The 21,043-nt window shown below is 36.2% G+C and carries 16 protein-coding genes and 1 pseudogene; 13 read left to right on the plus strand and 4 right to left on the minus strand.

Annotated features, from left to right (window positions below):
* Positions 1–9: 9 nt before the first annotated feature.
* From PGOND44_RS02060 to PGOND44_RS02100, 9 genes are all read left to right on the plus strand, one after another.
* On the plus strand, positions 10–2,295 hold the full coding sequence (locus PGOND44_RS02060; protein ID WP_003435652.1) for a glycoside hydrolase family 65 protein: 2,286 nt from the start codon (positions 10–12) through the stop codon (positions 2,293–2,295).
* A gap of 18 nt (positions 2,296–2,313) precedes the next feature.
* Positions 2,314–4,422: a glycoside hydrolase family 97 protein gene (locus PGOND44_RS02065; RefSeq protein WP_003435655.1), complete on the plus strand. Its 2,109-nt coding sequence runs from the start codon at positions 2,314–2,316 to the stop codon at positions 4,420–4,422.
* 9 nt (positions 4,423–4,431) lie between these two features.
* The gene (locus PGOND44_RS02070) at positions 4,432–6,327 is read left to right on the plus strand and encodes a glycoside hydrolase family 13 protein (RefSeq protein WP_003435658.1); all 1,896 of its coding nucleotides are present in this window, start codon (positions 4,432–4,434) and stop codon (positions 6,325–6,327) included.
* 79 nt (positions 6,328–6,406) lie between these two features.
* Positions 6,407–7,843: an alpha-amylase family glycosyl hydrolase gene (locus PGOND44_RS02075; RefSeq protein WP_003435665.1), complete on the plus strand. Its 1,437-nt coding sequence runs from the start codon at positions 6,407–6,409 to the stop codon at positions 7,841–7,843.
* Between the two features lie 105 nt (positions 7,844–7,948).
* A complete protein-coding gene (gene pfkA, locus PGOND44_RS02080) occupies positions 7,949–8,935 on the plus strand; it encodes a 6-phosphofructokinase (protein ID WP_003435667.1) in 987 nt (328 codons plus the stop codon).
* 27 nt (positions 8,936–8,962) lie between these two features.
* A complete protein-coding gene (gap, locus tag PGOND44_RS02085) occupies positions 8,963–9,958 on the plus strand; it encodes a type I glyceraldehyde-3-phosphate dehydrogenase (protein WP_003435670.1) in 996 nt (331 codons plus the stop codon).
* Between the two features lie 63 nt (positions 9,959–10,021).
* Entirely contained in the window at positions 10,022–10,882 is an 861-nt protein-coding gene (locus PGOND44_RS02090) for a BadF/BadG/BcrA/BcrD ATPase family protein (protein WP_003435672.1), read from the plus strand.
* On the plus strand, positions 10,883–12,517 hold the full coding sequence (gene pgi, locus PGOND44_RS02095; protein WP_003435675.1) for a glucose-6-phosphate isomerase: 1,635 nt from the start codon (positions 10,883–10,885) through the stop codon (positions 12,515–12,517).
* A gap of 164 nt (positions 12,518–12,681) precedes the next feature.
* Complete coding sequence (locus PGOND44_RS02100; protein WP_003435677.1) at positions 12,682–14,220, plus strand: YifB family Mg chelatase-like AAA ATPase; 1,539 nt, start codon at positions 12,682–12,684, stop codon at positions 14,218–14,220.
* Between the two features lie 99 nt (positions 14,221–14,319).
* Here the strand turns inward: PGOND44_RS02100 and PGOND44_RS15505 are convergent, their stop codons facing one another.
* Positions 14,320–14,484, minus strand: coding sequence for a hypothetical protein (locus PGOND44_RS15505; RefSeq protein ID WP_155943782.1), 165 nt, complete (start codon positions 14,482–14,484; stop codon positions 14,320–14,322).
* A 970-nt stretch (positions 14,485–15,454) separates the two neighbouring features.
* Here PGOND44_RS15505 and PGOND44_RS02105 point away from each other — a divergent pair.
* Both PGOND44_RS02105 and PGOND44_RS02110 read left to right on the plus strand, forming a co-directional pair.
* The gene (locus PGOND44_RS02105; protein ID WP_003435679.1) at positions 15,455–15,958 is read left to right on the plus strand and encodes an antitoxin Xre/MbcA/ParS toxin-binding domain-containing protein; all 504 of its coding nucleotides are present in this window, start codon (positions 15,455–15,457) and stop codon (positions 15,956–15,958) included.
* The gene (locus tag PGOND44_RS02110; RefSeq protein WP_003435683.1) at positions 15,958–16,428 is read left to right on the plus strand and encodes an RES family NAD+ phosphorylase; all 471 of its coding nucleotides are present in this window, start codon (positions 15,958–15,960) and stop codon (positions 16,426–16,428) included. The genes PGOND44_RS02105 and PGOND44_RS02110 overlap by 1 nt, the downstream gene beginning before the upstream one ends.
* Before the next feature lie 76 nt (positions 16,429–16,504).
* Here PGOND44_RS02110 and PGOND44_RS02115 read toward each other — a convergent pair whose 3' ends face one another.
* Both PGOND44_RS02115 and PGOND44_RS02120 read right to left on the minus strand, forming a co-directional pair.
* Positions 16,505–16,753, minus strand: coding sequence for a hypothetical protein (locus PGOND44_RS02115; RefSeq protein ID WP_040555678.1), 249 nt, complete (start codon positions 16,751–16,753; stop codon positions 16,505–16,507).
* A 346-nt stretch (positions 16,754–17,099) separates the two neighbouring features.
* A complete protein-coding gene (locus PGOND44_RS02120) occupies positions 17,100–17,726 on the minus strand; it encodes a hypothetical protein (protein ID WP_003435685.1) in 627 nt (208 codons plus the stop codon).
* Between the two features lie 325 nt (positions 17,727–18,051).
* On the opposite strand from PGOND44_RS02120, the gene PGOND44_RS02125 reads away from it, so the two are divergent.
* Complete coding sequence (locus PGOND44_RS02125; protein WP_003435687.1) at positions 18,052–18,828, plus strand: tyrosine-type recombinase/integrase; 777 nt, start codon at positions 18,052–18,054, stop codon at positions 18,826–18,828.
* Positions 18,828–20,024: pseudogene (locus PGOND44_RS02130) on the plus strand (IS91 family transposase). Before PGOND44_RS02125 ends, PGOND44_RS02130 begins: the two are co-directional and overlap by 1 nt.
* Positions 20,025–20,321: 297 nt before the next feature.
* Here PGOND44_RS02130 and PGOND44_RS02135 read toward each other — a convergent pair.
* Positions 20,322–21,043 (minus strand): hypothetical protein (locus PGOND44_RS02135; RefSeq protein ID WP_236611955.1); only part of this gene is annotated, 722 nt, incomplete at its 5' end.

Below are 21,043 nucleotides of genomic sequence, written 5' to 3' on the forward strand. Positions count from 1 at the left end.
ACTAAAGTTATGAATCAAGATTATATCACACCAGACCCATGGTCGATTATAGAAGACGGTTTTGAAATTGATCGCGTTCAATCTTCAGAGAGCTTATTTAGTGTAGGAAATGGCTCGATGGGACAACGTGCCAATTTTGAAGAAACTTATACAGGGCCAAGCTTCCAAGGAAGCTATATTGGAGGCGTTTATTATCCAGATAAAACTAGAGTTGGCTGGTGGAAAAACGGATATCCAGAGTACTTCTCTAAAGTGCTCAATGCACCAAACTGGATAGGAATTAATGTGATGGTCGACGATGAAATCCTTGATTTGTTTAGCTGTAAAAAGATAAATAAATTTAGTCGCGAACTCAATATGAAAGATGGCTGGTTAGGCAGAAGTTTTGAAGCAACTCTACAAAACGGAGTTATTTTAAAAGTAGATGTTAAGCGTTTTTTGAGTTTGGAGCATGAAGAATTAGGCGTCATAAAATATGATGTTACTCCTTTAAATACAGATGCAAAAATCACTTATCAACCCTATTTAGATTCAGGGATTACAAACCAAGATACCAATTGGGATGATCAGTTTTGGCAAACCACTGATAAAGAAGTGGACCAAAACCAGGGATTTATCAGATCTCATACGCTTAAAACCTTTTATGAGGTTTGTTCTTTTATGGAATCTAAGATATTTCTGAATAACAAAGAACTAAACACTCAAGGGGAATCTCTTCAAAAGGAGATGGAGGTTTCCATTTCATTTTCAGAACATGTGGCCAAGGGGAGCACATTGAGCGTTCATAAATTTGCAGGCTACACCACTTCTTTAAATCACGATAAAACAGAACTTATTTCTGCAGCAAAATCCATCCTGAAAATAGCTATTGATAAGGGTTTTGATGCCTTGCTTCAATCTCAAAAAGAAGCTTGGGATAAAATTTGGCAAATGAGTGATATTACAATTGAGGGGGATGTAAAAGCTCAGCAGGGAATTCGATTCAATATTTTTCAACTTAACCAAACCTATACAGGGACAGATCATAGATTGAATATTGGTCCAAAAGGATTTACTGGAGAAAAATACGGTGGAAGTACCTATTGGGATACAGAAGCCTATTGTCTTCCATTCTACATGGCTACCAAAGACCAACATGTCGCCAGAAACTTATTGAAATACAGATATAACCACTTAGGTAAAGCCATCGAAAATGCAGAAAAACTCGGTTTTTCAAACGGTGCTGCTTTATATCCTATGGTCACTATGAATGGAGAGGAGTCTCATAACGAATGGGAAATTACCTTCGAAGAAATACATCGAAATGGTGCTATTGCTTATGCGATTTTTAATTACCACCGCTTTACAGGAGATTATTCCTATATCCCAGAGATGGGTCTTGAAGTTTTAATAGCCATTGCCAGATTTTGGCATCAGCGGTCTACGTTTTCTACACCTAAAGATAAGTATGTTATTTTGGGGGTTACAGGGCCCAATGAATATGAAAACAATGTCAATAACAACTGGTATACCAACTATATGGCGAAATGGTCTATTGAGTATGCAATTGAGAATCTTAGAAAGGTCGAAAAGGAATTCAAAGACGATTACGGAAGAATTATTCAGAAAACGGCACTAACAACTACTGAAGTTGATGACATGCTTAAAGTAGCAGAAAACATGTATTTCCCCTATTCAGAAGAACATGGTGTTTATTTACAGCAGGACGGATTCTTAGACAAGGAGATGGTGAAAGTTGATGATTTGGATAAGAACCTACGGCCCATCAATCAAAATTGGTCCTGGGATAGAATTTTGCGTTCACCCTACATCAAACAAGCAGATACGCTGCAAGGCTTTTACTTTTTTGAACATCATTTCAAGACAGAAGACCTCGAAAAGCATTTTGATTTTTATGAGCCATTTACAGTTCATGAATCTTCGCTTTCTCCTTGTGTTCATAGTATTCAAGCTGCACTCTTAGGAAGAATGGAACAAGCTTATTCGTTTTATCTAAGAACATCGCGTTTGGATCTAGATGATTATAACAAAGAGGTAAAAGAAGGATGTCATATCACTAGTATGGCAGGCACATGGATGAGTATTGTAGAGGGTTTTGGCGGCATGCGTGTCAAAAATGATCAGCTTCACTTTTCTCCAAAAATTCCAAAAGAATGGAGGTCGTATTCTTTCAAAGTCAATTTTAGAAATCACATTCTGAAAGTCAATGTGAGTCATGACGGTACACATTTCACTTTAGATAAAGGGGAAGCTCTAGCTGTAGACCTAGACGGAAAAACAATCGAAGTAGCTTAACTCAAAAAACAAATGATTATGAAAAGTACAATTGCTTTAATCGCGGTGTTGTTAGTATCAATGTCCTCTACGGGACAAGAACTCAATTCGCCAAACTCAGACTTGACAATGAGTTTTGAGCTTTTAACTGATGGAACACCTACCTATACGTTGCACTATAAAAAAAAGGAAGTTATTGCAAAAAGCAAATTAGGCCTGGAGTTAGTCAATGAAGAGATGTCTTTGAGGAACGGTTTTAAAGTTTCTAAAGTTGAGACTAATTCATTTGATGAGACTTGGACACCTGTTTGGGGAGAGCAAGCCAAAATCAGAACTCATTATAATGAGTTGGCCATCACTTTGGAACAAGCAGAAAAAGATCGACATATCATTATTCGTTTTCGGTTATTTGATGAAGGTTTAGGCTTGAGGTATGAATTTCCTCAACAAGATAACCTGGTGTATTTTGTGATTAAAGAAGAACATACCGAATTTGCCATGACTGGAGATCATACGGCGTTTTGGATTCCTGGGGATTACGATTCTCAAGAATACGATTACACCACCTCTAAACTTTCAGAAATTAGCAGCAGGTTTGATGACGCACTTACGGGAAATGCTTCACAAGAGCAGTTTGCTAAAACAGGAGTACAAACGTCGTTAATGATAAAAACCAAAGACGGTCTTTATCTCAATTTACACGAAGCAGCCCTTAAAGAGTATTCCCTCATGAACCTTAATTTGGATGAATCTTCAATGATATTTAAATCTTGGTTAACTCCAGATGCCATAGGAAATAAAGGCTACATGCAAGCTCCAGCTGTTTCTCCGTGGAGAACTATAATAGTGAGTGATGATGCAACAGATATTTTAGCGTCCAATATGACTTTGAATCTAAATGAACCTAACCAGCTGGAAGATACCTCTTGGATAAAACCAGTGAAGTATATGGGCGTTTGGTGGGAAATGATCACAGGAAAAAGCAGTTGGAATTATACGGACGATCTACCATCTATAAAACTAGGAGAAACGGATTATTCTAAAACTAAGCCTAACGGAAAGCATGCTGCTAATACCGAGAACGTAAAAAGATATATCGATTTTGCTTCAAAGCACGGTTTTGATGCATTGCTTGTGGAGGGCTGGAATGAAGGTTGGGAAGATTGGTTTGGAAAGTCTAAAGACTATGTATTCGATTTTGTAACGCCATATCCAGATTTTGACGTCGAAGAGATTCAAAAGTATGCCGCTTCCAAAAATATTGAAATGATGATGCATCATGAAACTTCTGGAGCTATACGCAATTACGAGCGTCATATCGATACAGCTTATCAATTCATGAATAGATATAACTATACTTCTGTAAAGAGTGGTTACGTTGGGGATATTATTCCAAGAGGCGAACATCACTATGGGCAATGGGCTATTAATCACTTTTTATATGCCGTGAAAAAGGCCGCAGATTATAAAATCATGGTAAATGCTCATGAAGCCGTAAGGCCTACAGGGCTGAGCAGAACTTATCCTAATTTAATTGGAAACGAATCTGCAAGAGGGACTGAATTTCAAGCCTTCGGAGGCTCAAAACCCAATCATGTTACAATTTTACCTTTCACTAGATTAATTGGAGGTCCTATGGATTATACCCCAGGAATTTTCGAAATGGACATCAGCAAGTTAAACCCTGATAATAATTCACACGTCAATGCGACTATTGCCAACCAATTGGCTTTATATGTTACAATGTATAGTCCATTGCAAATGGCTGCGGATTTACCAGAAAACTACAATCGTTTTTTGGATGCTTTTCAGTTCATAAAGGACGTTGCTTTAGACTGGGATGAAAGTCATTATCTGGAAGCAGAACCAGGCGAATATGTCACTGTGGCCAGAAAGGCAAAAGGTGAAAACAATTGGTTTGTTGGAAATGTGAATGGAATTACTCCTAGGTCAACTGTATTGAAGTTGGATTTCCTAGAGAAAGGGAAAACTTATGAAGCTACCATTTATGCCGACGCTAAAGATGCTCATTATAAAACAAACCCGCAGGCCTATACAATTTCTAAAAAGAAAGTGACTTATAAATCTACTTTGAAGGTGAATTCTGCACCTGGCGGTGGTTTTGCGATTAGTATAATGGAACAATAAATTTTAGATATGAAACATAGGAGTTTTTTAAAACTATCAGTATTTACTTTGGGATGTTTTTTTCTTCTGAATTTGTTTTCAGTGGAACTCAATGCACAAGATTTAAAAATTGAACCCCCTAATTGGTGGGTTGGCATGCAAACAAATGATTTGCAACTTTTGGTTCATGCAGAGGATATCTCAAGTTATCAGCCTGAGTTGAATTACGCCGGAATTGAATTGGTAAAAGTTCATAAAGCAGATAGCCCAAATTACTTATTTTTAGATGTAACTATTTCAGAAGAAGCAAAGGCGGGAGCATTCACTATCAACTTCAATAGAAAAGGGAAAAAGAACTTGAAGTTCATTTACGAGTTAAAGCAAAGAGAAAAATCAGCAGAAGAGTATGTAGGTTTTAACCATACAGATGCAGTGTATTTGATCACTCCAGATCGATTTGCTAATGGTGATCCAAGTAATGATGTTGTAAAAGGGCTTAAAGAAGCCAAAATGAATCGCGATAATGACTATGCAAGACATGGTGGAGATATACAAGGAATTATAGATCATCTGGATTATATTTCGGAAATGGGATTTACCAGTATATGGTCTAGCCCAGTGTTAACCAACGATATGAACTCCTCTTCCTATCATGGTTATGCGATTACCGATTTTTATGAAGTAGATCCCCGATTTGGAACTTTGGATTTATATAAAGAGTTATCTCAAAAAGCCTCTGAACAAGGAGTTGGTCTTATCATGGATATGATTGCCAACCACTGTGGAAGTGAACATTGGTGGATGAAAGATTTACCCTTCAAGGATTGGCTCAACTATCAGGAACTTTATGAATCTGGTCAAAACATACCAAACTCCAATCATCGGAGATCCACCAATCAAGATCCATATGCTTCAGAATTGGATTCTAAAATTATGCACGAAGGTTGGTTTGTACCAACTATGCCCGATTTGAATCAGCGGAATCCATTTTTAGCATCCTACATCATTCAAAACAGTATTTGGTGGGTTGAAACTTTAGGTTTACATGGGATTCGCCAAGACACCTATCCGTATCCAAATAAAGCCTTTATGTCCAATTGGGCAGGAGCTATTATGGAAGAGTATCCCAATTTCAATATAGTTGGAGAGGAATGGACGACAGACCAATTACTCGTAGGATATTGGCAGGATGGAGCAAAAAATAAAGACGGTTACAAATCCAACTTAAGATCTACAATGGATTTTCCTATGCAGATGAAAATCGTGCAGGCCTTAAATGATGATAGCAAGGGTTGGGGGAGTGGTTTGATGAAAATCTATGAAGGTTTAGCCAACGATTTTTACTATGCAGAGCCTAAGGATATTATGATTTTCGCCGATAACCATGATATGGACAGAATTTTTACTCAGTTACAAGAAGACATTGATAAAACCAAAATGGCATTGGGACTTATGTTGACTTTACCTAGAACACCTCAAATCTATTATGGCACTGAAATTTTAATGGAGAATTCAGAAAACCCTGGTGATCATGGGTTAATACGAACTGATTTTCCTGGCGGCTGGGCCGGAGATGAAGTGAATGCATTTACGGGTCAAAACCTTAGTAGTGAAAAAGCAAACTTTCAATTGTTTTTAAAAAACGTATTGAATTTCAGAAAAACGTCAGAGGCTATTTTGGAGGGGGAAATGGTTCATTTTGCACCTTCCAATGGCATTTATCCATTATTCAGAATTCATGAAAATGAAGTGGTGGCCGTATTTCTAAATACCAATGAGAGTAAAACTACTATAGACTTAAATGTATTTGAGGAGTTAGATCTTCAGGATACTTTATTTCAAGATATTTTGGGTGAAACTGATTTTACCTGGAAAAAAGAACTTCAATTGACACCTGGGCTTTCTGTTTTTAGTGCAAAGCTCTAAGCAAGCTTTATTAAATTCAGAATAAAAGAAAAATACTTTTGCATCACTAAATAAAATTATAAACCTAAAACTCGATAAAATGAAAATAATCCAATACGCAAGTCTAGTGCTATTATCAATATTAGTGCTAGCTTCTTGTCAGCAAAAAAAAGAAAAGAAAGAGGTAGAGTCTAAGGCTTTAGAGCCAATTTCTAATGAAATTCTAGAATCCGCTGTGATTTATGAAGCTAATATTCGTCAATATTCACCCGAAGGAACCTTTGAAGCTTTTACAAAAGATATTCCCCAGCTTAAAGAATTGGGCGTAAAGGTGATTTGGCTAATGCCTATTTATCCTATCTCTATGAAAAATAGGAAAGCTACTGCAGATTTATCGATTGAAGATATTGAGGATCCTAAAGAAAAGGAAAAGTACCTGGGTAGCTATTATGCTATTTCAGATTATACCGCTGTCAACCCTGAGTTTGGGACCTCAGAGGATTTTGATAAGTTGGTAGACACTGCTCATGAAAACGGTATGTACGTTATCCTAGATTGGGTGGCGAACCACACTGGTTGGGACCATGAATGGATAGAAAAACACCCAGACTATTATCATAAAGATAAAGAGGGTAATGTCACCGATCCCATTAACCCAGATACAGGTGAATCTTGGGGATGGACAGATGTAGCTCATCTGAATTATGAAAGCGATTCGCTTTGGACAGCGATGAAGGATGAAATGCTATACTGGGTAAAAGAAAAAAATATAGATGGTTTTCGATGTGATGTAGCGGGTAATGTCACTACAGATTTTTGGAATTATGTCGTTCCAGAATTAAAGAAAGAAAAGCCAGTATTTATGTTAGCTGAAAGTGAAGATAAAGATTTGTTCTACGAAGCCTTTGATATGGGTTATAATTGGGAAGGTCACCATATTATAAATGAAATCGCTCAAGGTAAAATGTCGGTGAAGAATTGGGATGATTACATGGCCAAAATTGATACGACTTATCAAAATGATGATTATTTGATGAATTTTATAACAAACCATGACGAGAATTCTTGGAATGGCACCGTTGAGGAACGATTGGGAGAAGCTTCAGAAACCATGTTAGCGTTCACCTATGCCTTGCCGGGTATGCCCTTAATATACAGCGGACAGGAATATGGTATGAATCACAGATTAAAGTTTTTTGAAAAAGACACTATTCCCAAAACTAAAGGAGAAACCTGGAAAACCTTAGAAAAGCTAGGAGCCTTAAAAAACAATCGAAAAGCTATGCATGGAGCTAAGAATGCCGCTTCTTACAAACGACTATCGACTTCAAACGATGAACATATTCTAGCCTTCCAAAGAGAGAAGGATGAGGATACGTTACTATTTATAGCTAACTTTTCGAACAAGAAGCAAGAATTTAAGCTTTCAGTTTCTGGAAATTTTGTAAATTATGAGTCCTCAAATAATTTGAACTTAAACCCTGATGAAATTCACAATTTTGAAGCTTGGGAATATAAAATTTTATTATCTAAGTAAAAATTGACTATATTATATAAAATTTTAATAATGTTTACCATTCGAAATCGTTTTAGTCGATAACTAAATTAGTGAGAATCTTATATTTAAAATATATTTGAAAAAATGAGTAAAAAATTAACTAAAATAGCTGTTTTAACATCCGGTGGTGATTCTCCTGGGATGAACGCAGCCATAAGAGCAGTTGTAAGAAACGCTGCTTATTCAGGTCTCAAATGTGATGGTGTTTATAGAGGTTACCAAGGCTTAATTGAAAACGAGTTTATCGAATTAGGTCCAAGGGATGTCAAAAACACCATTAATAGAGGTGGTACTTTTCTCAAGTCCGCTCGTTCCAAAGGGTTTATGACCAAAGAAGGTCGGCAAAAAGCCTACGATAACTTAATGGCTAGAGATGTAGATGCTCTTGTGGTTATAGGGGGTGATGGAACCTTTAAGGGGGCTTCTATTTTTAGTAAAGAATTCGATATCCCTATTATTGGTATACCTGGAACCATAGATAACGACATCAATGGAACCGATTATACTATAGGGTATGATACCGCCCTAAATACAGTGGTGGAAGCCATAGATAAAATTCGAGATACAGCAAGTTCTCACGATCGCTTATTTTTGGTAGAAGTTATGGGGAGAGATGCTGGAGATATCGCCTTAAATAGTGGGATAGGTGCTGGCGCAGAAGAAATACTAATTCCTGAAGAAGACATGGGCATAGAGCGTTTGTTGGAATCTCTTGATAAAAGCCGTAAAGCAGGTAAAACGTCTAGCATTGTAGTCGTCTCTGAAGGAGACCAAATTGGTAAAAATATTGCTGAGGTGGCAGATTCTATCCAAACCAGGCTTCCGGATTACGAAGTAAAAGTAACTGTGCTTGGTCATATCCAACGTGGAGGTTCTCCAAGTTGTTTCGATAGAGTTCTAGCTAGCCGATTAGGCGTAGGAGCTGTAGATGCACTACTGGAAGGATACTCCAATATTATGGTAGGCATAGAACACAAAAAGATAGTGTATGTTCCTTTTGAAACCGCTATTAACATTAAAAAAGAATTAGATAAAGATTTAATAAGAGTTTCAGATATTGTATCCTCTTAATATAATAAACCTTAAAATTCAATAATTATGACAAAAATAGGTATTAACGGTTTCGGCCGTATTGGTAGAATTGCTTTTCGTATAGCAATGGATAATAAAGATGTAGAAATTGTAGGAATAAACGATTTACTTGATGTCGATCATTTAGCTTATATGCTCAAATACGATTCAGTTCACGGAAGATTCAACAAATCTGTTGAGGTTAAAGATGGTCATTTAGTTGTAGATGGTAAAACAGTCAGAATTACGTCTGAAAAAGATCCAAAGCAATTGAAATGGGATGCTGTTGGTGCAGAAGTTATAATGGAGTGTACAGGAATTTTTAATAATAAAGCTTCAGCTGCTGCTCACATTGAAGCAGGTGCTAAGAAGGTAGTGATTTCAGCTCCTACTAAAGATACTCCTATGTTTGTAATGGGGGTGAATCATAAAGATGCAAAAGCTGAAGATACGGTTGTGTCTAACGCTTCTTGTACAACGAATTGCTTAGCTCCTTTGGCGAAAGTAATCAATGACAATTTCGGAATTGTAGAAGGCTTAATGACAACAGTTCACGCAGCAACTTCAACACAGTTTACAGTAGATTCTCCATCTGCCAAAAATTACCGTGTTGGTAGAAGTGCTATGAATAACATTATTCCAACGAGTACTGGTGCAGCAGTAGCAGTGACTAAGGTTATACCTGCATTAAAAGGTAAACTTACAGGAATGGCTTTTAGAGTTCCAACAGCAGATGTTTCTGTAGTAGATTTAACGGTTAGAACAGAAAAATCGGTCTCTTATGAAGAGGTGAAAGCTGCAATGAAAAAGGCTTCTGAAGGAGATTTGAAAGGAATTTTAACTTATACAGAAGACGAAGTTGTATCTCAAGATTTCGTATCTCATTCGGGTATCTGCAACTTCGATGCGAATGCGGGTATTGCTCTTAATGATAATTTCTTTAAGCTTATTGCTTGGTACGATAATGAATGGGGATTCTCAGCAAAAATGATTGATTTAGCAGTTCATATCGCTAAAGTTTAATTTATAATTAATCTCTAAAAGCTTGAATAGATTACTGTTCAAGCTTTTTTAATATATAAGACTATGATACTTATTGCTGATGGTGGATCTACAAAGTGTGATTGGATTTTATTAGATGATGAAGGAGAAGTTGTAACCAAAACTAGAACTAAAGGATTAAATCCTGCTGTTTTTAAACCCGAAATTTTAAAGTCTCGCTTACAAGAAAATGATGAGCTAAAGCGAATTATTCCTAAAGTAAGTAGAGTTGATTTTTATGGAGCAGGTTGTGGAACTCCTACACCTACAAAAAATTTAAAAAAGATTTTAGAAGATTATTTCAATGTTGCTGAGGTGAATGTCGATGAAGACATGGTTGCTGCTGCATTAGCAGCTACTACAGAGCCTGGTATCGTCTGTATTTTAGGAACTGGATCCAATTCTTGTTTTTTTGATGGTAAGAAGGTTCACATGGAAGTGGAATCACTTGGCTACGTCTTGATGGACGAGGCCAGCGGCAATTATTTTGGTAAACGTTTAATACGCGATTACTATTATAAGACGATGGGAGAAGATATGAGTCAAGAGTTTGCCAAACGCTATGATCTCTCAGCGGATACTATAAAACGAAATGTTTACAAAGAGGAAAACCCTAATACGTATTTAGCGTCTTTTGCTGAATTTATTTTTACAGCACAAGAACGGAACGGCTATTTTTATAAGTTGATTTACGAAGGGATGGAAAAATTTATTGAGCGCAGAGTGATGTGTTTTAAACAAGCTCAAAATGTCCCTATCCATTTTATAGGCTCGATCGCTTTCTTTTCTGAGGATATTATTCGCGATGTTGCTAAACGGTATCATTTAAACATAGGAAACGTCATCAGAAGACCTATCGAAGGTCTTATCTCTCATTATAAAAAAAATGTTTTAAAAGTTAAATAAATGCCACTACATACTAAGTCTCCTTTAGATTCAAAACACTGGAAAGCTTTAGAGACTCTTTCTAAAAAAGATTATGATTTGAAGTCACTATTTTCTTCAAACTCTCATAGATTCAAAGATTTATCGATTCATTCTGATGATTTTTTAGTTGATTATTCCAAAAACCTAATTGATATAGAGGTTCTAGATCACTTATTAAACTTAGCAAAAGAGGCTGGTTTGGATGAGGCTATCAACAGTTATTTTGAAGGAGACCTCATTAATCAAACCGAAGGCAGAGCGGTATTACATACTGCTTTAAGAGCCTCTAAAAATAACTCGGCTCAGGTTGATGGTAAAGATGTTTTTGGAGATGTACAAGAGGTATTGTCTAAAATTAAAGAATTTGCAGATCAGGTAAATTCAGGTGAACGCGTATCTTTTAGTGGAGATAGGTTTACAGATGTTGTCAATATTGGTATCGGTGGTTCAGACTTAGGTCCACAGATGATTGTAGATGCTTTAGCCTACTATCAAAAGGATATAAAACCCCACTTTATTTCCAATGTGGATGGAGATCACGTGATGGAAACCTTAAAAGTTCTAAATCCTAAAACAACACTTTTTCTTATTGTTTCAAAATCCTTTACAACACAAGAAACTCTTACGAATGCTAATACTGTAAGAGACTGGTTTTTGAAGTCAGCCTCCCAAGAAGATGTTAAGCATAATTTTGTAGCAGTGTCTACCAATATAAAAGCAGTTGAAAACTTTGGAATAGATAAAGACAATATATTCCCGATGTACGATTGGGTTGGAGGAAGGTTTTCTCTGTGGAGTGCTGCGGGTCTATCGATAGCAGTTAGTCTTGGTTCAAAACATTTTCAAGAGCTTTTGGAGGGTGCTGAAGAGATGGATCTACATTTCAAGACCACAGATTTCAAGACTAATATTCCAGTTATACTTGCTTTACTGGGTATCTGGTACAATAACTTTTTGAAAGCTGAAAGTGAAGCTGTCATTCCGTACACCCAATACTTACAAAAACTAGCTCCGTATCTGCAACAAGCTTCTATGGAAAGTAATGGTAAAAGCGTGGATAGAACTGGACAGAAAACGACTTATCAAACGGGTACACTTGTTTGGGGTGAACCGGGAACAAATTCTCAACACGCGTTTTTTCAGTTAATTCATCAAGGAACCAAGTTGATTCCATCAGACTTTATTGGATATAAAATTCCATTACATGGGAACAAAGAGCATCATGATATTTTGATGGCCAATTATTTTGCCCAAACAGAAGCATTGATGATTGGAAAATCTAAAGAAGAAGTAACCAAAGAGCTTCAAGACCAAGGTATGAAGGAAAATGATATTCAAAAGCTACTCCCTTTTAAGGTTTTTGAAGGCAATAAACCTACGACTTCAATTCTAATGGATAAGTTAACTCCAAAGTCACTAGGTAAACTGGTAGCGATGTATGAGCATAAAATTTTTGTTCAAGGTGTTGTCTGGAATATATTCAGCTACGACCAGTGGGGAGTGGAACTAGGAAAACAATTAGCCAAAAATACCTTGAAAGACATCCAGTCTTCGACTATAGAAGGCTCCCATGATGCTTCTACTAATGCCTTATTAAAGCACTTTAAGGCTTAGGTTGTACTTTATAGTTTTAACTAGATCCGAAATGCTTTCATTTCGGGTTTTTTTATTTAAGATAATTTGGAAATCTTTATTTAAACATTTAAAAACCACAGCAAAAAGATGATATGTTTTTAAAAAAGCATATTTTTAGTTAACTAACTCTTAATCTATGTATTATGCTGGTCAAAGTCTTTGGAAGTTCGGTTTTTGGAGTAGATGCTGAAATAATTACCGTTGAGATTAATATGGAAAAGGGGATAGGCTATCATCTCGTTGGCCTTCCGGACAACGCCATACGTGAAAGTAGTTTTAGAATCCAGGCGGCTCTCAAAAATACAGGCTTTAAGTTTCCTGGGAAGAAAATCATTGTTAATATGGCGCCAGCAGACATGCGAAAAGAAGGGTCTGCTTATGATCTAACTTTGGCTTTAGGAATTCTTTCTGCTTCCAATCAAATTAAATCTGAGGAGATTGGCAATTATATTATTATGGGAGAATTGTCTCTAGATGGGAGTTTACAGCCCATTAGAGGAGCTTTGCCTATTGCTATAAAAGCAAAACAAGAAGGCTTTAAGGGTTTTATTCTACCAAAACAGAATGCCAAAGAAGCTGCCATTGTAGATGATCTGAAGGTATATGGCGTCGAAAGCATAAGTGAAGTCATTAATTTCTTTGACAAAGACGAAGCCTTAGAGCCAACAAAAATAAATACCAGAGAAATCTTTTATAATAACCTAGCTCATCCAGAATATGATTTTGCAGATGTTAAGGGGCAAGAATCCATAAAGCGGTGTATGGAAATTGCGGCAGCTGGAGGGCACAATATTATTATGGTAGGCCCGCCAGGATCTGGTAAAACCATGCTGGCAAAACGCTTACCTAGCATTCTTCCACCAATGAGTTTACAAGAAGCTCTTGAAACAACCAAAATACATTCAGTGGTAGGTCGTGTAAAAGAAAATGTAGGCCTTATGGCAGAACGGCCTTTTAGAAGTCCACACCATACGATATCCGACGTAGCTTTAGTTGGTGGAGGAGCTTACCCTCAACCTGGTGAAATTTCTTTAGCACATAATGGCATTTTATTTTTGGATGAGCTTCCTGAGTTCAAAAGAACAGTTTTGGAAGTGATGCGGCAACCTCTAGAAGATCGCGAAGTCACCATTTCTAGAGCAAAATTCACTGTCACCTATCCCTCTAGTTTTATGCTTGTCGCGAGTATGAATCCTAGTCCAAGCGGTTATTTCAACGATCCAGATGCTCCGGTGACTTCTTCGCCAGCAGAAATGCAACGCTATCTCGGGAAAATTAGCGGTCCACTTTTAGACAGAATCGATATTCATATAGAAGTGACTCCGGTGCCTTTTGATAAGCTTAGCGATGAACGCAGAGGGGAAAGCAGCGTTGATATTCGTGATCGAGTGACAAAAGCCAGAGAGTTTCAAACGGAACGTTTTAAGGATTTTGAATTGGTGCATTATAATGCTCAAATGAATGTGAAACACATTAAAACCTTTTGTAAACTTGAAGAGTCTTCTAAAGCACTTTTAAAAGCGGCGATGGAAAAACTTAACCTTTCTGCTCGGGCTTACGACAGGATTTTGAAGGTAGCGAGAACCATAGCCGATCTAGAAGGCTCAACGGATGTCACAGGAACACATATTTCTGAGGCGATACAGTATAGGAGCTTAGATCGTGACGGGTGGTTGGGCTAAACTCTCGCTGCAATACGAATTTCGATATTTTTGTTATGTGATGTTGTAAATAGATTTTATTAATTGCTCAAAACTTTCAATTTACCACCAAAACCTGCATTAAGTATAGGTTTTTTTAGCACCTTTTTTACAATTTGTCAAGTCAGATAAGTCAGTTCCGAAAATAATTTGCTCAGGAGTTTTATTAGTATTATCCAAAATGACTGTTCCAAACAATTCAATATCCTCTGCTATTTGGTCATTTCTCACTAAATCTTGGGTCATTGATTCGTTTTTCGTGAAGAAAAATTTCAGTCATTGTATTTAATAAAACAAACGAATACAATTATCTTCTGTCCCAAACTGTTCATCATTTAGTAGATGAGAAGCAACATGTCTATTAAAGTTCGCCCATCAATTCTCGTTTGGAGTTAGTTTGTAAAAATGTTCATCCATTATTTTATTTCAAGCTTAAACGTAGATAATATGAAAAAGAATATTATGTGGGCAAGGTTGTCGTTGAGCAGCCCTTTTAAAGAATTTTCTAACGTCTTCAAATTCTGGTATTGTATCTGGATAAGTATACCCCATCCATCGGATTATTATGCCCTCTATAATTGGCAAAAGGGTTAAATAGCAACTAATAAAGTTCGTTCGATAGTAAGACAAAATAGCAGCATCAACCAATTTTTAAAAAAATTTCTAGTGTTCAAATTATTCTAGATGTCCTTTCTTTTGAAGTGCTCTTAGTCTTGGATGAAGAGTCACTTTCCCTATAATCTTAATTATTTCGGGCTCTGATGCTGGTAAATTATCAGATAAATCCTTTAAAGTATGGAATTCTCCATTGGTTAAAAAACGGTTCTAAAAGAGAATTAGCAGAGTAATGCCCAAACTGAAGGGAAAAGGGTAATATCAAGTGAAACTTGCATAAAAAGAAACAAACGAACCCAAAAAACAGTTGCTTCAAGTGACCATCAAAGAAAAACAGTGGCTAATTTGATGTAAAACCGACCTTATCCTTTTTTAAGGTCTATGCCTAATCGTCGATTTCCCCTTTACTAGCAATCCTGGATCAGTCAACAAATCATATAGTGGACTCCGCTAAGCCAGTTGAAGTGTTGGCCTATCGGCACTCCATTTGCTTAGTTATTGGCAGTAATTATATTTTATTCAATATTTTTTTATTCCAATTAAATTCGAAACAATAAATATTATTGTATATTTACAATGATATAAATGTAAAAATACAATCATGAATGTAAAGGTAAAATCAGAAGATTCAAATAAAAAGAAAGGTGTAGTAAAAGCTAAAGTTGCTAGAAAAGAAAGGAATCCAATTAATCCTACTAAATTCTCACCCTCTTGGGTTGCTGAGCATTCTAAAGATGCTCCAGGATTTAAAATGGAATTAATAGGTCGTATCAGAGAAGGTGTTAAAAAGACAGATTGGAAGCAGTTAATACATTACATAGATTCTACAGAAAAAGAGTTTGAACATATACTTCCAGCATCTATTAGTAGTATGCAAAAGAAAACTGTTTATGGAAAGGAAACTTCAGAACGAATTTACGAGTTGGCGAGATTATTCGGATTAGGTTATGAAGTCTTTGATTCTAAAGAAGACTTTAAGAAATGGTTAATGACTCCATCAAGGACTCTTGGTAATAAAATTCCATTTGAACTACTTGATAGTAGTTTTGGTTTTGAAATAGTTGAAAGCGAAATTACCAGAATTCAGTATAACGTGTATAGCTAATGATTGTATATAGAGTAGCTAATGTTAAATATAAAGATTTAACACTATCGGGAATAGGGGCTGAAAAGGTTGGTGGTAGATGGAACGAAGTTGGAACACGAGCTGTTTATTGTTCAGAAAATATTTCATTAGCATTGTTAGAGTATTATGTTCACTCTGAAAACATTGCATATTTGCCTAAAGAAATATTAATTGCGAAAATTCAATTTCCAGATGATTTCGTAGTAAAGGAATTAAAAGAGCTTCCAGAAAGATGGAATCAGCACCCATATTCTTCTAAAACAACAGAGATTTTTACAGATTTAGCAAAAGATCGAAATGTTTTTGCATTACGTGTACCATCTACTATTATTGGATTAGAATCAAATATTATCTTAAATCCTTTGTATATAGAATTCGGGAAAGTAGAAATTATTGAGTTCATTAAATTACCTATTGATGAAAGACTTAAAAAGGATAAACGAGAATAAATTAATTAAATGCTATTATTCAGGATGGGTCATAGTTCTGAGTAACGTTTTGTTCACGCCTTGTTTTTACTGGTATTTAGGCAGGCTTAATGTCACTCATTCTTGCATCTAAATTAGCAATTTGTTTTTGAAGTTCTATGACCTTTCTATTCCTTTTTTGGTCAAGATATTCATAAACAGTAGGAGGATTGTAGTGTTGATTTTTGTAGAGCATATTCCAAAGTATGGTAGCTAATTTTCTTGCAGTAGCAGAAACAGCGACAGTCGTGGTCCACCAAAGGATTACAAACAAATTATAAAGGATAAAATACTGGAATACAAACATTAAAAAAAACGGTTCTAAAAAGAGCCTTGACTTACTAATGCCCAAACTGAAGGAAACTGATAAAAAACAGCAGATTCTCACACAAAAAAAGAGTGATTTCCCTAAAAAGCACCTTAATTTAGATAAGCAACTGAATAAAAAGAGATGCAAAGCACTCTAAAAACAACCTTCTCCTCTTGTAAGGTTCTTGCCTACTCATCGAATTCCCCCTTACCAGCAATCCCGGATCAGTCAACAAATCATATAGCGGACTCCACTGAGCCTGTCGAAGTGTTGGCCTATCGGCACGCCATATGCTTAGTTATTGTACAACGTTTTATCCAGCGTAACTTTTATTTTTTGAAATTCATTCTAATTCTCTATTCATTTGGGCTTTTTTGAGTAACTCAAACTTGTCATCATAAAAATTTTCGAAATCATATTTAATATTATTTCTGTTATCAGTTAATATTTTAAAAGCAAGACCTTTCATAGTTTCGTCTCTATAATTTAATGGAAAACGTTTGTTAAGTCCTATTTTCTTGACTATTTGATTTAATCCTATTATACTAAATATGATTAGTAGTAATGGAATTGTAAAAGTTCCAGGATGCATAATAGCAAATGCGAATAAATCACGTGTATTAATCATAAAATCAACTAAGAGAAAGAGCATAATAAAAAACATCACAAAAAAAATTAATGACTTAATTTTATTACCTGTTAAATCTGCAATAATTAATTTTGATGATTCTTGAAATCTTTTCCATTTTTTGTGCCGACCTCTCTTTGGAAAGTAGTGGTCAATTTTTTTATCCAATATTAATTTATAATCAAAAAAAATTTCTAAATCATCTATTAACGAAAGATAGGCGAAGTCGTTTCTTAGTATAACATCTTCTTTGACTAATTTAAAAAAAGCCGATTTAGATACGTCATTACTAAGATTATGCTTTTTTAAAAAACTGTCAAATGAATTCGGAAAATCTCTCACGTAAATATATTAATTTGGATAAATGATTTTTTTCGATTTCAAAATGTTGTACAACGGTTTAGCTATGAGCAGTAGCGACCCAAAGGGCGCTATTGCTTATAGGTTTTGTTGAACTAATCCTCGTACCTCGGAAGCTTTTTAGTTAGTTATAAAAATACATTAACTTACTTAGTTCACAAAAACTATAAGAAGATGTATTTAAAAAAAAGTCAAAACGATTTTAGAAACGGCCTTAGACCAAGTTCCCGACTTTAAAGAACTTGCCCTTACTTTAGAAAAAAGCTTTGCCATCAATGGTAAAGCAAAAAGCACCTTAAACAATTACTTGCGCTGCCTTGCTCACTTGGCTATTTACTATAAATCCAGCCCAGTCCACCTTAGTGAAGAAGAGATCAACGACTACTTATTCCACTGCCAGAACCTACACAACACGCCTTCCGAAAGCTTTTTTAAACACACCGTCTATGGTCTTCGATCTGCTTACAAGGTGATGGGAATGGATAAAAAGCGCATCCAGCTTCCACAAATAAAAAGGCAGAATGATCTTCCCATTGTGCTCAACAAAAAGGAAATTCGCGAGTTATTAAAAGCTCCTAAATACCTAAAACATCAATTGATGTTAGCTATGCTTTACGGCTGCGGATTGCGCAGTTATGAGCTTTGTAATTTGTTGCAGGCTGATATTGACTTCGAGCGTAAAACGGTATTTGTAAAAAAACAGAAAGGAAAAATAGACCGCTACGTTCCTTTGAGTGCTCATTTAATTAGAGGCTTACAAAAATATTTTAAAACAGAAAATCCTGTAAAACATGTTTTTAATAGTCAGAAGACCACAGATGGTCTGCCAGGACCGCTCACCACAAGAGCTCTCCAATGGGTTATTAAAGAATGTCGTCCTAAGGTAAACACACAAAAGAAGTTTACCGCCCACACACTTAGACATTCCTACGCCACCCATTTACTAGAAGATGGGCTTAATATTATGTGTTTAAAAGAGCTTTTAGGGCACGCTCATATAGAAACCACCATTGTGTATTTGCAAGTGTCCAATTCTGGAAGTTCAGTGAAATTCAGTCCCCTGGATACCTTGTTTGCAAGCTAATGCAACCCAAACATAGAGTAGCAGATGTATTGAATCTAGAGGTAGATCATCTACAAGAAATAGCCCATACCAGTTGGAATCAGCGCGCTTTGCATGCGATAAGAAAATGCCGCACTAAAGCTCTTGGTGGACATTTAGATTGGTGTATGAATTGCAAGAAACTCCATTTGCAATTCAATTCCTGTCGCAATAGGCATTGTCCTACTTGCCAAGGACATAAGCAGCATCAATGGGTTGCTGCAAGAACGCAAGAACTCCTTCCTGTGCCTTATTTTCATGTTGTTTTTACACTCCCAGACCATCTCAATTCTGTGGCAATACCTTATCCCAAAGTGCTATATAAAATCTTATTTGATAGCGCCTGGGAAACCCTCTCTGCCTTTGGACACAATCCCAAACATCTAGGTGCAAAACTGGGGATGATTGCCGTGCTACACACTTGGGGTCAGAATTTGCAATTACACCCGCATTTGCACTGTATTGTTCCAGGGGGAGGTGTTTGTGAGGCAGGATTCTGGAAAAAAGGAACAGCAAAAGATGATTTTCTATTTTCAGTAGAGGCGATGAGTGATAAATTTAGAGGTCGTTTTGTGTCCAAATTACGAAAGGCACTTCCCCAATTACCACAATCTTTATATGATAAGTTGTTTAAAAAAGAGTGGGTGGTGTATGCCAAAACTCCTTTTGGAAAACCAGAACATGTGATTGAATATTTAGGTAGGTACATTCACCCCGTTACAAATTATCACCTGAAGGCAATTTAAATTTGTAACGGGGCAAATAAAATAGCGATAAGTAATCACCGTATTTTGTCGATTGATAAAGAAAAAAGGAGGATTACATTTAGTTTAAAAGACTATAGAAAAGGTGGGCAAAAAACCACACTAACACTCTCCACTAGGGAGTTTATACGGCGTTTTCAGCTCCATATTCTTCCCAAAGGCTTTACTCGAATAAGGCATTATGGGTTTTTGAGCAGCAGTTGGAAAAAAGAGAAGTTACCGTTATTACAATTGCAATTAAGAGATAAAAACTTGGCTCACATAATAACCTTTGCCGTTCAAGAGAAGTCTCTCCATCGCTGTTGTCCGAGTTGTAAAAAAGAGACATTGATCACACTTTTTACCTTTGATAGTCGTGGTCCTCCAAAGGATTACAAACAAATTATAAAGGATAAACTGGAATACAAACATTAAAAAAAACGGTTCTAAAAAGAGCCTTGACTTACTAATGCCCAAACTAAAGGAAACTGATAAAAAATAGCAGATTCTCACACAAAAAAAGAGTGATTTCCCTAAAAAGTACCTTAATTTAGATAACCAACTGAATAAAAAGGGATGCAAAGCACTCTAAAAACAACCTTATCCTCTTGTAAGGTTCTTGCCTACTCATCGAATTCCCCCTTACCAGCAATCCCGGATCAGTCAACAAATCATATAGCTTTGGCCTATCGGCACGCCATATGCTTAGTTATTGGCCACCGTTTTTTCCGTTCAGCTTACCCAACTTCCGAGGCTTTCTTTTTCAATCCATTTTCCGTTGACAAGTTCGTAAATTCTTTCTTCTCCGCCACCACATAATCCTCCGCAAACTGTTCCGATTTGCACATATGCTAAATCAAATGTTTCATTAAATATCGGTTTGCTTATCGAGCAAAATCCATTTTCGCAATTCGTATCAAGCCAATCCCAAAATCGAAATCCACCATTTTCCGATTTTTGTTCAAATTCCTCAAACTGTTTTTGGGTTAAAATATTCTTGTTAGGAACTAAATCCGCTGTAATTTTAAATTTTTTGTATAGTCTTGATTGAGTCTTTAAATGAACAGTATCTGTTATATTTAAATTATCCTTTACATAGTCATTAAAATTCGAAACCATTGGATGCGAAACTGCTCTTGGTTTTTCTGTTATGCAACTCGACATTAAATATCCGTTGCTTTCTTCTTTTAAAATCTGTGTTATTAATTCAGTCGTTTTTTGAGCGTCCAATTCCTCCAACTTTTTCAAGTCAAATTTATTGTCCGTTTTGCAACTGAAATTCAGAATCAGAATTATGAATGATATGTAGAATGTTGTTTTTTTCAAATGGTGGCTAACGTTTGGTGTATGAGCAGTGGCGTGGTTTGGCACGGACAATTGCAAACAGGTACTTGCCAGAGGAAAATCCGCAGGATTTTCCAAGTAAGCGAGGACAAGCCATTGCTTATACACAT

Origin of the sequence: Psychroflexus gondwanensis ACAM 44, assembly GCF_000355905.1 — a bacterium.
GTDB lineage: Bacteria > Bacteroidota > Bacteroidia > Flavobacteriales > Flavobacteriaceae > Psychroflexus > Psychroflexus gondwanensis.